At 61.2% G+C, this 19,021-nt stretch carries 15 protein-coding genes; 10 read left to right on the forward strand and 5 right to left on the reverse strand.

The features are described 5' to 3' along the window. Nucleotides 1-12: 12 nt before the first annotated feature. The 9 genes from HBN98_RS09845 to HBN98_RS09885 all read left to right on the forward strand — a co-directional run bounded on the left by HBN98_RS09845 (nt 13) and on the right by HBN98_RS09885 (nt 10,271). Nucleotides 13-1,695 (forward strand): flavin monoamine oxidase family protein, encoded by a 1,683-nt coding sequence (locus tag HBN98_RS09845; protein WP_083367744.1) that lies wholly within the window; start codon nt 13-15, stop codon nt 1,693-1,695. Between the two features lie 12 nt (nt 1,696-1,707). Further along, nucleotides 1,708-2,502 carry a carbon-nitrogen hydrolase family protein gene (locus HBN98_RS09850; RefSeq protein ID WP_083367743.1) on the forward strand — a complete coding sequence of 265 codons (795 nt, stop codon included), beginning with the start codon at nt 1,708-1,710 and terminating at the stop codon, nt 2,500-2,502. 48 nt (nt 2,503-2,550) lie between these two features. Next, nucleotides 2,551-4,968, forward strand: a complete 2,418-nt coding sequence (pqqF, locus tag HBN98_RS09855; RefSeq protein WP_083367742.1) for a pyrroloquinoline quinone biosynthesis protein PqqF — start codon at nt 2,551-2,553, stop codon at nt 4,966-4,968. Nucleotides 4,969-5,136: 168 nt separating this feature from the next. Beyond that, nucleotides 5,137-5,211, forward strand: coding sequence for a pyrroloquinoline quinone precursor peptide PqqA (pqqA, locus tag HBN98_RS09860; protein ID WP_003444522.1), 75 nt, complete (start codon nt 5,137-5,139; stop codon nt 5,209-5,211). Nucleotides 5,212-5,292: 81 nt separating this feature from the next. Then, the gene (gene pqqB, locus HBN98_RS09865; RefSeq protein WP_047596447.1) at nt 5,293-6,204 is read left to right on the forward strand and encodes a pyrroloquinoline quinone biosynthesis protein PqqB; all 912 of its coding nucleotides are present in this window, start codon (nt 5,293-5,295) and stop codon (nt 6,202-6,204) included. Between the two features lie 133 nt (nt 6,205-6,337). Then, entirely contained in the window at nt 6,338-7,090 is a 753-nt protein-coding gene (pqqC, locus tag HBN98_RS09870) for a pyrroloquinoline-quinone synthase PqqC (protein WP_064589515.1), read from the forward strand. Next, nucleotides 7,087-7,362, forward strand: coding sequence for a pyrroloquinoline quinone biosynthesis peptide chaperone PqqD (gene pqqD, locus HBN98_RS09875; protein WP_025108597.1), 276 nt, complete (start codon nt 7,087-7,089; stop codon nt 7,360-7,362). The genes pqqC and pqqD overlap by 4 nt, the downstream gene beginning before the upstream one ends. After that, nucleotides 7,334-8,494 carry a pyrroloquinoline quinone biosynthesis protein PqqE gene (gene pqqE / locus HBN98_RS09880; protein WP_083367741.1) on the forward strand — a complete coding sequence of 387 codons (1,161 nt, stop codon included), beginning with the start codon at nt 7,334-7,336 and terminating at the stop codon, nt 8,492-8,494. The genes pqqD and pqqE overlap by 29 nt, the downstream gene beginning before the upstream one ends. After that, nucleotides 8,460-10,271, forward strand: a complete 1,812-nt coding sequence (locus HBN98_RS09885; protein ID WP_083367740.1) for a S9 family peptidase — start codon at nt 8,460-8,462, stop codon at nt 10,269-10,271. The genes pqqE and HBN98_RS09885 overlap by 35 nt, the downstream gene beginning before the upstream one ends. Nucleotides 10,272-10,404: 133 nt before the next feature. On the opposite strand, the gene HBN98_RS09890 is transcribed toward HBN98_RS09885, so the two are convergent. Next, nucleotides 10,405-10,563: a YqaE/Pmp3 family membrane protein gene (locus HBN98_RS09890; RefSeq protein ID WP_003228885.1), complete on the reverse strand. Its 159-nt coding sequence runs from the start codon at nt 10,561-10,563 to the stop codon at nt 10,405-10,407. Between the two features lie 197 nt (nt 10,564-10,760). After that, entirely contained in the window at nt 10,761-12,044 is a 1,284-nt protein-coding gene (locus HBN98_RS09895; RefSeq protein ID WP_083367739.1) for an aspartate aminotransferase family protein, read from the reverse strand. Between the two features lie 169 nt (nt 12,045-12,213). Here HBN98_RS09895 and HBN98_RS09900 point away from each other — a divergent pair, with 169 nt between their 5' ends. Next, nucleotides 12,214-13,143: a LysR family transcriptional regulator gene (locus HBN98_RS09900; protein ID WP_064589520.1), complete on the forward strand. Its 930-nt coding sequence runs from the start codon at nt 12,214-12,216 to the stop codon at nt 13,141-13,143. A gap of 227 nt (nt 13,144-13,370) precedes the next feature. On the opposite strand, the gene HBN98_RS09905 is transcribed toward HBN98_RS09900, so the two are convergent. From HBN98_RS09905 to HBN98_RS09915, 3 genes are all read right to left on the reverse strand, one after another. Then, complete coding sequence (locus HBN98_RS09905; RefSeq protein WP_064589521.1) at nt 13,371-15,149, reverse strand: acyl-CoA dehydrogenase C-terminal domain-containing protein; 1,779 nt, start codon at nt 15,147-15,149, stop codon at nt 13,371-13,373. A 189-nt stretch (nt 15,150-15,338) separates the two neighbouring features. Further along, nucleotides 15,339-16,628, reverse strand: coding sequence for a GGDEF domain-containing protein (locus HBN98_RS09910; protein WP_083367738.1), 1,290 nt, complete (start codon nt 16,626-16,628; stop codon nt 15,339-15,341). 198 nt (nt 16,629-16,826) lie between these two features. Then, nucleotides 16,827-18,929, reverse strand: coding sequence for a cytochrome-c peroxidase (locus HBN98_RS09915; protein WP_083367737.1), 2,103 nt, complete (start codon nt 18,927-18,929; stop codon nt 16,827-16,829). Nucleotides 18,930-19,021 lie beyond the last annotated feature (92 nt).

Raw genomic sequence — 19,021 nt, forward strand, 5'->3', positions numbered from 1 at the left:
GCAAGGTCAGCCATGAACAAGAACAATCGCCATCCTGCAGACGGTAAAAAACCAGTCACCATTTTCGGTCCGGACTTTCCCTTCGCTTTCGACGACTGGATCGAACACCCGGCTGGTCTCGGCAGTATTCCTGAACACCATCATGGCGCTGAAGTGGCGATTGTCGGCGCCGGTATTGCAGGCTTGGTGGCCGCGTACGAGCTGATGAAGCTAGGCTTGAAACCAGTGGTTTACGAGGCTTCGAAGCTCGGCGGACGTCTGCGTTCGCAAGCGTTCAACGGCACCGACGGCATCGTCGCGGAACTCGGCGGCATGCGTTTCCCAGTGTCCTCCACCGCGTTCTACCACTACGTCGACAAGCTCGGTCTTGAGACCAAACCGTTCCCGAACCCGCTGACGCCGGCTTCCGGCAGCACGGTGATCGACCTGGAAGGCAAAACCCATTACGCACAGAAACTGGCGGATCTTCCTGCACTGTTTCAGGAAGTGGCTGACGCCTGGGCGGATGCGCTGGAGGCCGGGTCGCAGTTCTCCGATATCCAGCAAGCGATCCGCGACCGCGATGTGCCGCGCCTCAAAGAGCTGTGGAACACGCTCGTACCGCTGTGGGACGACCGCACTTTCTACGACTTCGTTGCCACGTCCAAGGCCTTTGCCAAGCTGTCGTTCCATCACCGCGAAGTGTTCGGTCAGGTCGGTTTCGGCACCGGTGGCTGGGACTCGGACTTCCCTAACTCGATGCTGGAAATCTTCCGCGTGGTGATGACCAACTGCGACGATCACCAGCACCTGGTGGTCGGCGGCGTGGAACAAGTGCCACAAGGCATCTGGCGGCATGTGCCGGAGCGTTGCGTGCACTGGCCTGAAGGCACCAGCCTGAAATCCCTGCACCGTGGCGCACCGCGTTCCGGCGTGAAGAAAATCGCCCACGCGCCGGAGGGCCGGTTCGCCGTCACTGACAACAACGGCGACACCCGTGAATACGCCGCCGTGCTGACCACCTGCCAGAGCTGGCTGCTGACCACCCAGATCGAATGCGACGAAACCCTGTTCTCGCAGAAGATGTGGATGGCGCTGGACCGCACGCGCTACATGCAGTCGTCGAAAACCTTCGTGATGGTCGATCGCCCGTTCTGGAAGGACAAGGATCCGGAAACCGGCCGCGACCTGATGAGCATGACCCTCACCGATCGTCTGACCCGCGGCACCTACCTGTTCGACAACGGTGACGACAAGCCGGGCGTGATCTGCCTGTCGTACTCGTGGATGAGCGACGCACTGAAGATGCTGCCGCACCCAGTGGAAAAACGCGTGGAACTGGCGTTGAACGCGCTGAAGAAGATCTACCCGAAAGTCGACATCGCCGCGCGCATCATCGGCGATCCGATCACCGTGTCGTGGGAAGCCGATCCGCACTTCCTCGGCGCATTCAAAGGCGCCCTGCCCGGCCACTATCGCTACAACCAGCGCATGTACGCGCACTTCATGCAGGACGACATGCCCGCCGAGCAGCGCGGGATTTTCATCGCCGGCGACGACGTATCGTGGACCCCGGCGTGGGTCGAGGGCGCAGTGCAGACCTCGCTCAACGCGGTGTGGGGCATCATGAAACATTTCGGCGGGTCGACACATAAAGAGAACCCGGGCCCGGGTGATGTGTTCAAAGACATCGGCCCTATCGCCTTGCCCGAGTAAGAGGAATCCCTGATGCGTGTAGCCCTTTACCAATGTCCACCGCTGCCCCTGGAGCCCGCCGCCAATCTGCATCGCCTGCACCAAGTGGCGATGGAGGCCAAGGGCGCCGACCTGCTGGTGCTGCCGGAGATGTTTCTGACCGGCTACAACATCGGCGCCGAAGCAGTCAGTACGCTGGCCGAGGTCTACAACGGTGAGTGGGCGCAACAGATCGCTCGAATCGCCAAAGCCGCCGGCCTGGCGATTGCCTACAGTTATCCGGAGCGCACCGCCGACGGGCAGATCTACAACGCCGTGCAGTTGATCGATGCGCACGGCGAGCGCCTGTGCAATTACCGCAAGACGCATCTGTTTGGTGATCTGGATCGCTCAATGTTCAGCCGGGGCGAAGACGAGTTTCCAGTGGTCGAGCTCAATGGCTGGAAGCTCGGCTTCCTGATCTGCTACGACCTGGAGTTTCCGGAGAACGCGCGGCGTCTGGCGCTGGCCGGCGCCGAGCTGATTCTGGTGCCGACGGCGAACATGATTCCGTTCGATTTCGTCGCCGACGTGACCGTGCGTTCCCGCGCCTTCGAAAACCAGTGCTACGTGGCGTACGCCAACTATTGCGGGCATGAAGGCGAGATCCACTATTGCGGGCAAAGCAGCATCGCCGCGCCGGACGGCAGTCGTGTCGCCCAGGCGGGCCTTGATGAGGCGCTGATCGTCGGTGAGCTGGATCGTCAGTTGATGGTCGATTCCCGCGCCGCCAATCGCTACCTCAGTGACCGCCGTCCCGAGCTTTACGACGCACTGAACAAGCGCTGACCCCACGCAATCCGCTAGCATTGGCACTTCACTGTTCTGGAAGTGCCCATGCCTGCGCCGACTCACCCCCGCCCTCACGCTGAAATTCTGGCCAACGGCTTGCGCGTGACCCTGCGTCATGTGCCCGGCTTGAAGCGCAGCGCCGCCGCGTTGCGAGTGGCCGCCGGCAGTCATGATGTGCCGCTGGAGTGGCCGGGGCTGGCGCACTTCCTTGAGCATTTACTGTTTCTCGGCACTGAGCGCTTTCCTGCCGATCAGGCACTGATGACGTTCGTGCAAAGGCATGGCGGCCAGGTGAATGCCAGCACCCGCGAGCGCACCACTGACTTCTTCTTTGAACTGCCGACCTCGGCCTTCGGCGCCGGGCTCGAACGTCTGTCAGACATGCTCGCCCACCCGCGTATGAATCCGGACGATCAGTTGCGTGAACGCGAAGTGCTCGACGCGGAATTTGTCGCATGGTCGCAGGATCCCACCGCGCAGCAGGCACTTTCCTTGTACGAGGGTTTACCAGCGACGCATCCGCTGCGTGGATTTCATGCGGGCAATCGCGACAGCCTGAAGGTCGAGCAACCGGCGTTCCAGCAGGCGTTGAAGGAGTTCCATCAGCGCTTTTATCGCAGCGGGCAAATGACCTTGAGTCTGGTCGGGCCGCAAAGCCTTGAAGTGTTGCGAACACTGGCGCAGCAGTTCGCGGCGGCGTTGCCGGTTGGGGATAACGTTGCGCAAGCGGCGACCCAGCCACTGCAGGCAAACAGTTATCAACAGGTCGGCGAGCAGCACTGCCATCTGCTGTTTGGCTTCGAAGCACTGCCCGACGCCTCCGTCGAAGCGCTGGTGTTCCTCTGCCACTGGCTGAACAACGCCAAGCCCGGCGGCCTGCTCGCCCATCTGCAACAACAGAATCTCGCGCACAGCCTGAAAGCCACGCCGTTGTACCAGTTTGCCGGACAAGCCTTGCTGCACCTGCAATTCAGCGCCGCCGGCGGATCCCTGAACGCCCTTCGCGAACAGGTGCTGGATTGGCTGAGCTTCTTCGCCGCGCAGCAGGACTGGGCGGCGTTGCGCGAGGAGTACGCCAAGCTGCTGGAGCGTCAGCAACAGGTCAGCGGCGCACTGCAACTGGCACGGCTCGACAGCGAACGCCTCGAACACGGCTTGTCGGAAAACGGCGTCGTCGCGCTCAGAAAGATCCTGCGCGACATCGGCGTTGTGGATAACTTCAGCGCGCACTGGCAGCTACCCGCCGCCAACCCCTTCCTCGGCTCCAGCGAACCTTTGGCCAATGCCGGGTTGATTCGCGGTCAAACCAGCGCACACCGAGGCCTGCGCACATTTGCCCAGGATCGCTCACGCAGCCGCCGCGAACGCTCGCCGATGCAATTCAGCCAGGCTTTGGCGGACACCACTGCTGAAGGGGCGATTTACCTGCGCTGGCAACTGGAAGCGGCGGCAACGGCCGATCTGCACGGGAAGCTGCAACGCAGTCTGCGGGAAACCCAAGAGGACGCGCGTCAGGCCGGGGTCGAGTTGTCATTCAGTGCCAGCGGGACTCAATGGCTGCTGAAACTGACCGGTCTGCAGGAACCGATGCCAGGCGTCCTGGAGCATGCGCTGAAATGTCTGACGCAAGTTGATGCCGATTCTGCGAGCGCAGAGCCAGAAGCCCCGCTGATACCGATCCGCCAGTTACTCAAGGCATTGCCTGAACACTGCCTGCCTACGGCGGCGCGTTCGGACGACGTCAAACAACTGTGGACAACTTCCCGTTGGGACGGACTGGCCCTTGGCTTAAGCGCACAGACCCAATCTGCCATGGGCCTGGCCCTGAGCCGGATCCCCGGGGTCCCGGACAATCACCTCCCCGCCCAGCCAGCAAGTGAGGTTCGACAAATCTGGAGCCACGTCGACACCGACTCCAGCGAACATGCGCTGCTGCTGTTCTGTCCGACCGCGAGCCACGAGATCGCCGACGAAGCCGCTTGGCGTCTGCTCGCGCAGCTGTGCCAGACACCGTTCTATCAGCGTCTGCGGGTCGAATTGCAGTTGGGTTATGCAGTGTTCAGCGCCTTGCGCCAGCTGCACGGCCAGAGCGGACTGCTGTTTGGCGTGCAGTCGCCCAACGCCGCGCCCGAGGCGTTGCTCAAGCATATTCAACAGTTCCTCGCCAGCGTTCCGGAGCTGATCGAAAGCCTGGACGACCACAGCTTCAACCAGTTGCGCCAGTCACTCGTGGAGCAATTCGACGAGAGCAACCTGTCCGTCAGGGACGCCGCCGAGCTGCTGTGGCAGGCCAAGCTCGCCGGCCACTCGTCGGATTATCTGGCGCAATTGATCGCAGCCATTGCGCAACTGCAGCGGCCGGCACTGCTGGCGGCCGCGCAACGCTTGATCAACGCCGAGGCCGGCTGGCGCTGTCTGGCCAGCAGCGCGTCACCGGGCGCGCCGTGGCAAGCGGGAAAATGATCATTACTCAGGCTGCAAGGAGCTTTCTCAAAGATTCACGGGCAATCACCTGGAAATTTTGAGTAACATAGCAGCCTAACTATTTGGAACATCCCTGCGCTGCCGTGGACTATAACTATGGACAGCGCTATCCCACCCACCGCGTCACCCACTTGAAGGAGTCACCTCATGGCTTGGACCAAACCGGCTTACACCGACCTGCGTATCGGCTTCGAAGTCACCATGTACTTCGCCAGCCGCTGAGTTCTGCCTACGCAGACTTGCAGTGCAACGCCTCGGCTCGCCGAGGCGTTTTATTTTCAGCGTTGAAAGATGGGAGCGTTCATGTTCGTCCAGATTCTGGGTTCGGCCGCCGGTGGCGGATTTCCGCAGTGGAACTGCAACTGCGTCAATTGCGCAGGCTTTCGCGACGGCAGCCTGAATGCCAAGGCCCGCACCCAATCGTCCATCGCGATTTCCGATGATGGCGTGAACTGGGTGTTGTGCAACGCCTCGCCGGACATCCGCGCGCAACTGCAGAGTTTCGCCCCGATGCAACCGGGTCGCGCCCTGCGTGACACCGGCATCAGCGCGATCATTCTGATGGACAGCCAGATCGACCACACCACCGGCCTGCTCAGCCTGCGCGAAGGCTGCCCGCATCAGGTGTGGTGCACGGACATGGTTCACGAAGACCTGAGCACCGGCTTCCCGCTGTTCAAGATGCTCACCCACTGGAACGGCGGTTTGAACTGGAATCGCATCGAACTCGACCAGAGCTTCACCGTCGCTGCCTGCCCGAACCTGCGTTTCACCCCACTGCCGTTGCGCAGCGCCGCGCCGCCGTATTCGCCGCACCGTTTCGACCCGCACCCGGGCGACAACATCGGCCTGATCGTCGAAGACCTCAACACCGGCGGCAAACTGTTTTACGCCCCCGGCCTGGGCAAGGTCGACGCGCCGCTGCTGGAGATCATGGCAGGCAGCGATTGCCTGCTGGTGGATGGCACGCTGTGGGACGACGATGAAATGCAGCGCCGTGGCGTCGGCACCCGCACCGGTCGCGAGATGGGCCACCTGGCGCAGAACGGCCCCGGCGGCATGCTCGAAGTGCTGGAACAGTTGCCCGAACAGCGCAAGGTGCTTATCCACATCAACAACACCAACCCGATTCTCGATGAGGATTCGGCTGAGCGCGCGGAACTGGCGCGGCGTAATGTTGAAGTGGCGTTTGATGGCATGAGTATCGTGCTGTAAGCCTTTGAGACCCCCCTTCGCGAGCAGGCTCGCTCCCACATTGAAATGCGATCAACCTGTGGGAGCGAGCCTGCTCGCGAAGAGGCCAGTGCAAACAAAAGAGATTTCTAGGGTTGTTCCCCGGAGAACCGCAATGACTGACACGCCTATGTCCCCCAGCGAATTCGAAGCGGCCCTGCGCGCCAAGGGCGCCTACTACCACATCTACCATCCGTATCACGTGGCGATGTATGAAGGCCGCGCCAGCCGCGAGCAGATTCAGGGCTGGGTCGCCAACCGCTTCTACTATCAGGTGAACATCCCCCTGAAAGACGCGGCGATTCTCGCCAATTGCCCGGATCGCGAAATCCGCCGCGAGTGGATTCAACGCCTGCTCGACCACGACGGCGCTCCCGGTGAAGACGGCGGCATCGAAGCCTGGCTGCGCCTCGGGCAAGCAGTCGGTCTCGACCCGGATCAACTGCGCTCTCAGGAGCTGGTGCTGCCCGGGGTGCGTTTCGCCGTCGATGCCTACGTCAACTTCGCCCGCCGCGCCAGTTGGCAGGAAGCCGCCAGCAGCTCGCTGACCGAACTGTTCGCGCCGCAGATCCACCAGTCGCGCCTCGACAGCTGGCCGCAGCATTACCCGTGGATCGACCCGGCCGGTTACGAATACTTCCGCACCCGCCTCGGGCAGGCGCGGCGCGATGTCGAGCACGGTCTGGCGATCACGCTTGAACACTACAAGACCCGCGAAGGCCAGGAGCGCATGCTGGAAATTCTCCAGTTCAAACTGGACATTCTTTGGAGCATGCTCGATGCCATGAGCATGGCTTACGAACTGAACCGCCCGCCGTATCACAGCGTCACCGAGCAACGGGTCTGGCACAAAGGAATCACCCTATGAGTTTCGACCGCAGCAAGACCCCGACCTGGCGTCCCGGCTACCGTTTCCAGTACGAACCGGCGCAAAAAGGCCACGTGCTGCTCTACCCCGAGGGCATGATCAAGCTCAACGACAGCGCCGCGCTGATCGGCGGTTTGATCGACGGTGAACGCGATGTCGCGGCAATCATCGCCAAACTCGATGAGCAGTTCCCCGGCGTGCCTGAGCTCGGTGATGACATCGAGCAATTCATGGAGGTTGCCCGTGCACAGCACTGGATCACCCTTGACTGATCTGCCGCCCAAGCCTGAGGTCGGCCTGCCGCTGTGGCTGCTCGCCGAGCTGACTTACCGCTGCCCGCTGCAATGCCCGTACTGCTCCAATCCGCTGGATTTCGCCGAGCAGGGCAAAGAGCTGAGCACCGAGCAGTGGATCAAGGTATTCCGCGAAGCGCGGGAGATGGGCGCGGCGCAACTGGGCTTTTCCGGTGGCGAGCCACTGGTGCGCCAGGACCTCGCCGAGCTGATCCGGGAGGCGCGCCAGTTGGGCTTCTACACCAACCTGATCACCTCCGGTATCGGCCTGACCGAGCAGAAAATCAGCGATTTCAAGAAGGCCGGTCTCGATCACATCCAGATCAGTTTCCAGGCCAGTGACGAGCAAGTGAACAACCTGCTCGCCGGCTCGAAAAAAGCCTTCGCGCAGAAACTGGAAATGGCTCGTGCGGTGAAAGCCCACGGCTATCCGATGGTGCTGAATTTCGTCACCCACCGGCACAACATCGACAAGATCGACCGCATCATCGAGCTGTGCATCGCGCTGGAGGCCGACTTCGTCGAACTCGCCACCTGCCAGTTCTACGGCTGGGCGCAGCTCAATCGTGTCGGCCTGTTGCCGACCAAAGAGCAACTGGTGCGCGCCGAGCGCATCACCAACGAATACCGCGCCAAGCTGGAAGCCGAAGGGCACCCGTGCAAGCTGATTTTCGTCACCCCGGATTATTACGAGGAACGCCCGAAAGCCTGCATGAACGGCTGGGGCAGCCTTTTTCTGACGGTCACCCCGGACGGCACCGCCCTGCCCTGTCATGGCGCGCGACAACTGCCGGTACAATTTCCCAACGTGCGCGACCACAGCATGCAGCACATCTGGTACGACTCGTTCGGCTTCAACCGTTTTCGCGGTTACGACTGGATGCCCGAGCCGTGCCGCTCCTGTGACGAGAAGGAACAGGACTTCGGCGGCTGCCGCTGTCAGGCATTCATGCTCACGGGTGACGCGAGCAATGCCGACCCGGTGTGCAGCAAGTCCGAACATCACGGCGTGATCCTCAAGGCCCGCGAAGAAGCCGAGCACGCTACCCAGACCATCGAACAACTGGCCTTCCGTAATGAACGAAACTCACGCCTCATCGCCAAGGGCTGAGCCTTTCAGCGCCACCCAGGCCGTCGCCGCCGGCATGGATTTCGCCGAACTGCAGCTCGGCGCCCACGGTGTGTTCTGGAATGAATATCGCCCGGAAGATGCCGCGTGCCGGATCTGGCAGTGGCGCGACGGCGTGGCGAAATGCCTGACGCCGAAGGGCTTCAGTGTGCGCAGCCGGGTGTACGAATATGGCGGCGGGGCCTTCTGTCTGACGCCGGACGGGGTGGTTTTCGTCAATGAGACAGACCAGCAGCTGTACCGGCAGACGCTGGATGGCGCGCCTGAGGCGCTGACGTCAGGCGAGTGCCGTTATGGCGATCTGCATTTTGCTGGCGGCCAGATTCTGGCGGTTGAAGAACAGCAAGATCAGCATCGGCTGGTAGCGCTTGATCTGGCTGACGGCACCCGGCATGTCTTGGCTGAAGGCGCGGATTTTTACGCCGCCCCCACCATCAGCCCGGATGGCCGACGTTTGGCGTGGATCGAGTGGAGCCGCCCGCATCAGCCGTGGACCTCAACGCGTTTGATGGTGGCTGAACGCCTGACCGAGGATGCATTCAGTTCACCGCGATGCGTGGCTGGCGCCGAGGGTGAAGAGTCCATCCAGCAACCGCGATTCGATGCCGGAAATCGCCTGCATTGCCTGACCGATCGCGGTGGATTCTGGCAGCCGTGGGTAGAAACCTCCGACGGCTTAAGAGCATTGCCAGCGGCGCAGGCCGATCATGCGCCGGCGCCGTGGCAACTGGGCGGCTGCACTTGGCTCCCGGTCGAGAATTCGTTTCTGGCGAGTTGGACCGAGGGCGGTTTTGGCCGCCTGATGCTCGGCGGCGAAGACTTCACTGGCGACTACAGCCGCTTCCGCCATCTGGCGCTGGATCAGCAATTCATCTACTGCATCGCTGCCTCGCCGATCAGCCCTTCGGCGGTGATCGCGATTGATCGCACGACCCGCGAAGTCAATGTGCTGGCCGGTGGTGTGGCGCCCTTGCCCGCCGAACGCATCAGCCGTCCGCAAACCCTGCGCTATCCGAGCGGCACGGGCGAGGCCCATGGCTTTTTCTACCCGGCCATGAATGACGAAGCCAGACCACCGCTGGTGGTGTTCATCCACGGCGGCCCGACCTCGGCCTGCTACCCGATGCTCGACCCGCGCATCCAGTACTGGACGCAACGCGGTTTCGCCGTCGCCGACCTCAACTATCGCGGCAGCAGCGGTTATGGCCGCGAGTATCGCCAGGCTTTGCACCTGAGCTGGGGCGAGGTGGATGTCGAGGACGCCTGCGCGGTGGTGGCATCCCTGGCCGAACAAGGTCTGATCGACGGCGAGCGCGCCTTCATCCGTGGCGGCAGCGCCGGGGGTTACACCACGTTGTGCGCGCTGGCGTTTCACCAGGTGTTCCGCGCCGGCGCCAGTTTGTATGGCGTCAGCGACCCGGTGGCACTGGCCCGGGCGACGCACAAGTTCGAAGGTGATTATCTGGACTGGCTGATCGGCGATCCCGAGCAGTACGCCGAGCGCTACGCGGCGCGCACGCCATTGCTACACGCGAGCAACATTCGTGTGCCGGTGATTTTCTTTCAGGGTGAACTGGACGCCGTCGTCGTGCCGCAACAGACCCGCGACATGGTCACGGCACTGGAGCGCAATGGCATTGATGTCGAGGCGCATTACTACGCTGACGAGCGCCATGGCTTTCGCCGGGCGGTGAATCAGGCGCATGCACTGGAGCAGGAGTGGAAGTTTTACCGGCGGGTGATGGGGTTGGCGGACTGAACACCGCATTTGCTATTCGGAATTGCGGTGTCCCAATCGCGAGCAGGCTCACTCCTACAGGGTTTGTGAACGACACCGATCCTCTGTAGGAGTGAGCCTGCTCGCGATGGCTTTGTATCAGACGACGCAATGCTCAGCGCTTGGCGATGATGTACACCGCATGCACGATCCCCGGAATGTAGCCACACAGCGTCAGCAGAATGTTCAACCAGAACGCCCCGCCGAACCCGACCTGCAGAAACACGCCCAGTGGCGGCAACAGAATGGCGATGATGATGCGAATGAAGTCCATGGTCAGCTCCTGAATGGGGGTTGGCTCACATGAGCCATACAAGCTAATCGACCAGCGCCATTCGTCAGGGTTCAGTGCAAACGCCATTTGATCGCCATCACCCAGGCCAAAAAAAAACGCCCCACGCCAAAAGAATCAGGCGTGAGGCGTGCGTTATACCGCGAGACGGTTCTTGAAATCAGGCAGGACACTTCAGCTCAAACGGCAATCCCTTTACGGCATTGCAGTTGCGCGGTGCGCACCCGCGAAAAGGCGCGGGTCAGACGCAGGAGCATTTCATCGATGTTGGCCTTGCTCACGGTGAGCGCCGGGGTGAAACGCAGGCAATTGGCTTGCGGCGCGTTGAGCAGCAAGCCTTCGTGCAACGCGGCATTGACTACGGCATCGGCAGAATCCTCTGACAGGCTCAGGCCCCAGAACAGCCCTTGCCCGCGTAACTCACCATGGCCGTAGCGGTGTGCCAGTCGCGCGAGGCCCTCGCGCAGGTGCTGGCCGCTCTCGTTGACTTGCTGCAGAAAGGCCCGATCCTGCACGCTGTCGAGGACCACCAGACCGGCCGCAGCCATCAGCGCGTTGCCATGATGAGTGCCGCCCAACTCACCCGCATCGAAGCAGCAGGCCTTGCCGCGAGCCAGCAACGCCGCCAGCGGAACACCGCCGCCAAGGCCCTTGCCGAGCACGACGATATCGGCGCGTACGCCGTAGGACTGTTCGGCGAGCAAGGTGCCACAGCGACCGATGCCGGTCTGCACTTCGTCAAGGATCAGCAGAATGCCCAGCTCGCGGCACAGGCGCTCGACACCCTTGAGGTAATGTTCGGTGGCCGGAATCACCCCGGCATCGCTCTGGATCGGTTCGAGCATGATCGCCACGGTGTGCGCGTCTACCGCAGCGTGCAGCGCCGGCAAGTCGTTGAATGGCACTCGATCGAAACCCGGCAGCAACGGGGCGAAGCGGTTGTGCAGGTTGCCACTGTCTGACGCGGAAATCGTCGCCAGACTACGGCCATGGCAGCCTTGTTTGGCCACGATGATCCGCGAGGCGCCACCACGATGCAGTTGGCCCCATTTGCGTGCCAGTTTGATCGCCGCTTCACAGGCCTCGCTACCGCTGTTGAGCAGGTAGGCCTGATCACTGCAAGTGCTGGCACACAGGCGCTCGGCGAGGCTGAGCATGCCGCGATTGTGCAGATTGAAACCGGGATTGATCAGCGCCTGGGCCTGCCCGGCAATGGCTTTGACCAGCGCCGAGGGGCTGTGCCCGAGACTGTTGGCGCCGCCGGCCTGGGAGAAGTCGAGGTAGGCGCGGTCATTGCTGTCCCACAACCAGGAACCCTGACCACGAACGAACACCTGCTGCGGGCGCTCGACGCTGGGCATCAGGCGGGCGGCATTCAGGCTTTCGCCTGCATCGGGGGGGCTAGCCTCAAACGCGAGGTCATCGAGACTCGGCGCCTGGCGCCGCAAACTGAACAGATTCATTGAAAAAAACCTCGATTGAGGTTTTTTGAACTGCCTATGCAAACACTGTCGAAGCAAACGCTATTCATCGCGCTCTCTGGCCCTGTAAGCCTTGTGATTGCGGTTAGACTAGGCTCACTGAAGGCTTCGGGCCATTTCGATTTACCAGCATTTTCGATAAGCATTACTTATGGATTTCAAACAACTGCGTTATTTCGTCGCGGTCTACGAAGAGGGTCATGTCGGCCGCGCTGCCGAACGCCTGTCGATCTCGCAACCGGCGCTGTCGCAGCAGATTCGCCAGCTCGAGCAGAACCTCGACGTCACCCTGTTCGAACGCAGCAGCAAACGCCTGTTGCCGACACTCGCCGCGCATACGCTGTACAACCACGCCCTGCCGCTGCTCGATGGACTGCAGCGCGCGCGTGAGGCACTGGGCAACTTCAAGGGCCAGGCCTTGCGCACTCTGGCGATTGGCGTGCTGCAAACCGTGCACACCAGCCTCGTGCCGCAAATGCTGGAGCGGGTACGCAAAGCGCAGCCGCATCTGGTGGTGCAGATTTATGAGCTGACCGGGCTGGAAATCGAGCGCCGCTTGCTTAACGGCTCGCTGGACATCGGTATCAGCTATCTGCCACCGCGGCAGCCCGGGCTGCATGGCGTGATGCTGTATGAAGATGAGCTGACGCTGGTGATCCCGGCGGATCATCCGTTGCGTGAGTTCAAGAAGGTCTCGATGCGTCAGGCCGCCGAGTTGCCGATGTTGCTGCTGGGTGAAGAGTTTCAGATCCGCCAGATCTGGCAGGCGCAACTGACGAGCCTCGGGCGTCGGCCGCAGGTGCAGGCCGAACTGAACAATATGCTGGGGATTCTCGACAGTCTGCCGCACACCAAACTGGCGACGGTGCTGCCCGGGCGTTCACAGAAGGAATACGACGATGAGGATCTGTTGTGGAAACCGCTGAGCGAACCGCGGGTGCCGCTGACAGTCGGGCTGGTGTGCCGCGATGTGCAACGCCAGCAGGCGTCTTTGGCCCTGCTGCGGACGTTGCTGGAAGAGGTGATTCAACGTGAGGACAAACCGCTCAAAGGCGCGCCTGCGCGAGATCCATTGAGCTGAACACTTTTCTTCAGGCAAAAGAAAACCCCGCCGAAGCGGGGCTTTGCAGACTGTTTCCCTGACATCCATTTCACTCCGCCACCCTGGCAGAATCCTACGTGTCCGTGTTGTTGCTTTGCGCTTCCTGCGCGACGTCCATGAGTTGTAGATTAGCTGTGGATCCAATCTACGCCTATGGGAGAACAGCAGCACGTCATGTAAGAGAATGCTTACATGACGCTACATCATCAGAACTGTTCAGCGTTCAGCAGGAACAGCGATTCGCTACCAGCCTTCACCGACGCGCTCAGCGAGTGGATACGCGGCAGCAGGCGGGCGAAATAGAACCGCGCGGTGCCCAGCTTGCTGGCGTAGAAATCGTCCTGCGCTTCTTTGCCCAGCGCGGCTTTCGCCATCAATGCCCACATGTAGGCGTAGGCGGTGTAGCCGAACGCTTGCAAATATTCGACCGAGGCCGCGCCGATTTCGTTCGGATTGGTTTTCGCCCGATCCAGCAGCCACGCAGTCAGCTCGTCGAGGGTGCCGACGGCGTCGTTCAGCGGCTTGGTGAATTCGCCCAGATCAGCGCTGGCCGTCGCGGTGAAGTGGCGGATCTCGTCAGCAAACAACTTGTAGAACGCGCCGCCGCTACCGACGATCTTGCGCCCGACCAGATCCAGCGCCTGAATGCCGTTGGTGCCTTCGTAGATTTGCGTGATGCGTACGTCACGCACCAGTTGCTCCTGGCCCCACTCGCGAATGTAACCGTGGCCGCCGAAAATCTGCTGGCCGTGAACGGTGGTTTCCAGACCCAGGTCGGTCAGGAATGCCTTGGCCACTGGCGTCAGCAGCGCCACCAGATCTTCCGCACGCTTGCGGGTAGTCGGGTCTTCGCTGAACTTGGCGGTGTCGAGCTGCATCGCCACGTAGGTGGAGAATGCACGGCCACCTTCGTTCGAGGCTTTCATGGTCAGCAGCATGCGACGCACGTCCGGGTGGACGATGATCGGGTCAGCGACCTTGTCTTTGTTTTGCGCACCGGTGGGCGAACGGCTTTGCAGACGATCACGGGCGTATTCGACGGCGTTCTGGTAGGAACGCTCACCGCTGGCCAGGCCTTGAATGCCGACGCCCAGACGCTCGTAGTTCATCATGGTGAACATCGCCGCCAGGCCCTTGTTCGGTTCACCGACCAGATAACCCACGGCTTCATCAAAGTTCATGACGCAGGTCGCGGACGCCTGGATGCCCATCTTGTGTTCGATCGAACCGCAGTTCGCCGGGTTGCGCGCGCCGAGGCTGCCATCGGCATTGACCATGAACTTCGGCACCAGAAACAGCGAAATACCTTTCGGGCCCGCCGGGGCGTCCGGCAGTTTCGCCAGCACCAGGTGAATGATGTTTTCAGTCAGGTCGTGCTCACCGCCGGTGATGAAGATCTTGGTGCCGCTGACCTTGTAGGAGCCGTCGGCCTGAGGCTCGGCCTTGGTGCGGATGATGCCCAGGTCGGTGCCGGCGTGCGGCTCGGTCAGGCACATGGACCCGGCCCAGATGCCGGCATACATGTTCGGCAGGTACGCGGCTTTCAGCTCTTCGCTGGCGTGGGCGTTGATCGACAGGCACGCACCGGCGGTCAGCATCGGATACAGACCGAACGACAGGCTGGCGGAGTTGACCATTTCTTCGACCTGCGCCGAAACGGCTTTGGGCATACCCATGCCGCCGTAAGCCGGATCGCCACCGACACCGACCCAGCCGCCTTCAGCGTAAGTCTGATAAGCCTGTGGGAAACCGGCCGGCGTGGTGACGGCACCGTCCTTCCAGTGGCAGCCTTCTTCGTCGGCAGCTCGGCTCAGTGGCGCGATGCTTTTGCTGGTGACCTTGCCGGCTTCTTCGAGAATGGCCTCTACGGTTTCCGCATCAACGGTCTCGGCCAGTGCCGGGAGTTCGGCCCAGAGTTTGGCGACTTCGAATACTTCATTGAGGACGAAGCGCATATCGCGCAGCGGCGCTTTGTAGTCAGCCATGGCAAACCTCGCAAGATCTAAACAGGTGATTCGTGGAAGGGTGTTTTCTGTGAGGTCGAGTGTACCTCAACAACTTTTGCGACACATAGGGTCAGGCGGTGACTGATTTGTTATTTTTGGTCACTGGCATTTCAAAGGTAAAAAGAAGCCCGCAAGCAGCGGGCTCTTTATATACGGATGGGCCTCGATTCAGCCGGCGGCGCTGTCCATGCGCACCGCCCCGCGGCGGTTCTGTCCGAACGCCATGACGCAGTTACGCCCGGCACTTTTGGCGCTATACAACGCTTGGTCGGCGGACTTCAGGACTTCTTCCGGGGTCCGCTGCTCGACGCGTTCGGCGACGCCGATACTGACCGTGACCGAGACACTGGAAGCACCGGAACCACCGCGACGCTGCCGACCTTGCAAGTCATCCTGTGGACGGTTTTCCTGATTGCGCAACTGGATGTTGTAGGACGCAATCGACTCACGGATGACTTCCAGGTGCGGCATGCACTCCTCAAGGGTTTTGCCTGCGAACACCAAGGCAAATTCCTCACCACCATAGCGATACGCCCTACCGCCACCGCTGATTTTCGACAGCTTGCTGGCGACCAGACGCAACACCTGGTCACCGACATCGTGACCGTGAGTGTCGTTGAATTTCTTGAAGTGATCGACGTCGCTCATCGCCAGCACATAGTTGCGCCCCAGACGTTGCATGCGCTCATTGAGCGCGCGACGCCCCGGCAGACCGGTGAGTTCGTCGCGGAAGGCCATTTGATAAGCCTCATGCGCAACGGCGGCGGCGATCATCAACATCACTTGGCTGCACATGATGTTCAGGGTGAACGGCAGGATGAAGGTTTTCGGCAGCATCCAGAACACGCCGAGCAGGCCAACCAGTTGCGCCGCGTGCAGCGGGCGCGGGTTGCGCCAGTATTGCCAGGCCAATAGCAGGAACGCCGAGATAAACACGGGATAAGAGAGCTGGATCAGGCTCATCCATGCGCCGTGCAACGCCGGCCAGCGAATTTCCGAGAGCCACATCAGCAACGCCTGGGGATAACTTTGCTCAAGCCCCAACGCCACACTGCCGAAGGCCAGCAACACCGCGAAGCGCGCGACCATGTCCTGAAACAGATGCGTGCGCTCCTGCCACGCCGCAAACAAGCCGAACAGCAACGGCAGCAGCAGGCAGACCAGGTGAAACACCACGGCGGCGTCGTCGCGCACTTTGCCGTTGTCGCGGTAATAATCGGTCTGGGTATCGAGCAGAAAGTAGGCGATGTACACCGTGAGCATCAGAAACAGTTCGCGCTGACGTCGGTAAACCGCGCAATACGCGCCGCCCAACAACAGCACCAGGGTCGGCAGCACGTTGAACAGCGAAGTGAAGAACACGTTGAGGTCTTTGACGTACGCAGCCGCCAACCCCGCAAGCAACAACAGCAGTGAAGGTAGGAAATGACTGAAACGTACAGCGGAAGAACGCGGCAAGGGTAAAGCTCCGACCCGTCATATCAAAGAGATGGCATTGTGCCTGCAATGGGGCCAGTTAAGCACACACAATGTGATCCAGATCACAGGCAGTCTCTTTAACGGCAGAAAACCTCAGTATCTGAGCGATTTGCCAAGTTTTTTGCCTTCAGCGAAGCGCTGGCCATCACGAGTGATGGCCAGGCTGGAAGATTCCCCTCAAAGATCGTTGTAGAACGGCAGCAGCGGCCCCTCCGCCGGGCTCCGTCCTTCAGCACCGTAGGGTTTGAGATTGAGCGAAGCATCCGCCGCTTGCCGGGTCGTGACTTTCGGACTTGCCGGACGCTGGGTCACAGCGTTTTCATCGCCGATATGGCCCTGCGGGATGACCAGCGACGGATGATCGAACGGCGCCCGCTCCCAGGCCACACGCGGATCGGTCAGGCCGACTTCCATGAATTTCACCAGTGCGTCGATCTCATCCGGCGACAGATTGAGGCTGGTCATGTCCGGATCCAGGTTCGAGGTGTTGTGCTGATTTACCGCCGGGTGCTCGAAGCCGCTGGTGTTGTTGGCGTCCTCACCACGGCGATCACCGCCGCGGTTGTAGAACTCCATGACTTGCTTGAGCGTCGCGCGGCTGCCGTTATGAAAGTACGGCCCGGTCAGCGCGATGTTACGCAGGGTCGGCGTCTTGAAGGCACCGTCGACCGAATCACGGAAGTTGACGTTGGGTTTGAGCGTGGCGTCGCACGGAATCGCTGCGCTCAGCGGCGCTTCGAAGGTACACACGTCAACATCCAGCGGGTCGGGAATGCTGCCGCCCTGCAGCAGCTTGTTGTACTGGCGGGTGAATGACCATGGATTGCCCCAGGCGTCCGAGCCACCGAGCGCCAGGTCTTCAGAAGTCGGACGCACACCCGTGTTGTAGAAACCGTTGTCATAGAGCGTGGTGAGATTGTCGGCCATGACCATGCGCTCGATACGTTCACGCGGGTGCATCAACAGGCGGCTGGCAGCATTGGTCAGTTCCGGGCCGCCGTGGCAATTGACGCATTTGCCCTTGCCGAGGAACAGGTTCATGCCCTGGATCTGCTGCGCATTCAGCGCGGTTGAATCGCCTTGCAGGTAAGCATCGATGGGGGCCTGATCGGAGACCAGCGTGGCTTCGTACATCTGGATCGCCAGCCCGAAGAACAGCGGGAAATTGGCCTCCATTTGCGTGTACGGCGCGCCACCCACCAGCACATTTTGCGTGGCGTTCCACAGACGCGGCTGGAAGGCGTTCTTGATCAGCTCGCGATAGGTCGGGCGACGCGCGCCGGATACCGGAGCGAGCACGGAATCGCTTGAGGAGATTCGCTGTTGCTTGAGCATCAATTGGTCGAGCATGCGCCGGCCAATGTCGGCGAAAGTGCGGCCGCCGCAGGACATTTCCACGGCGCTGCCGGGCGGGCCCACAGCTTGCGAAGCGGCTGATGCGTCGTTTAGCGCCAGACGAACTTTTGTCGCCACCGTACTGCGCTCGCTGGTCACGTAAATCCCCGCATCCGGATCACGATTGCCGAACGGCGAGAAACCGTTGAACACGTTGTTCGCACGGCCATCCCAGAAATTGCGCACGTTGAACGCAGCGTTAATCACCGACGGCGCGTTACGCCCGGTGCTGCGGCGCACGTTGATGCCGCCGACCTGAAAAATGCCGTCCGGTTGCTGGGTGCATTTGTCAAAACGTGGCTGATTGGGTTTGACGAAGTTGGCGTCGAATACGCCTTGGGAACCGACCACGTCGTCGGTCGAGTAAACAATAGGCGAATTGCGCTCCAGAGGGTTGCTCAGCACATGGGTTGGAAAATCGGTTTTCTTCAGTGTGTAGTTCGGCCCACCTTTACCGCCGGACAGGGTTGCGTAAGACGCCACGTCACCGGGGATGTCAGAGGCTACGAAGGGTTTGTTGAAGATCGACGCGATGTTGGCGCTGGTGTGCGCCTGGCCGGGGTTGAGCTGGTTGGTGATGCGATGGTCGACACCGGCGTGGTAGTGGCAGGATGCGCAAGCGGTGGCGCCATCGCTGCCGACTTCCATGTCCCAGAACAACGCTTTGCCGAGCAGGATCGCGGCTGAGCGATTGAGCACGTAGTCGGTCATCAGGTCGACTTTGCGCCCGCCCTCGGTTCCGGAGGGATCAGGCGGAACCATTCCACGCAAGGATTGCAGGCTTGGCACTTCCGGCACGAGCGGCTCCACTTCGGCGGGATCTGCCGCCATGGCACTGCAGGCAGCAAGTGTGAGGGCTAACCAGGCAAGTCGGCAGATGTTCATGTGCTTCACCCTGACGATTGTTGTTTTGCGTTTGCCGGGCGAGAGACGTCGTGGAACAGCACAGGATTTCTCGTGAGCGCCGGTTGATATGC

Origin of the sequence: Pseudomonas koreensis, assembly GCF_012986595.1 — a bacterium.
Classification (GTDB): Bacteria; Pseudomonadota; Gammaproteobacteria; order Pseudomonadales; family Pseudomonadaceae; genus Aquipseudomonas; species Aquipseudomonas koreensis.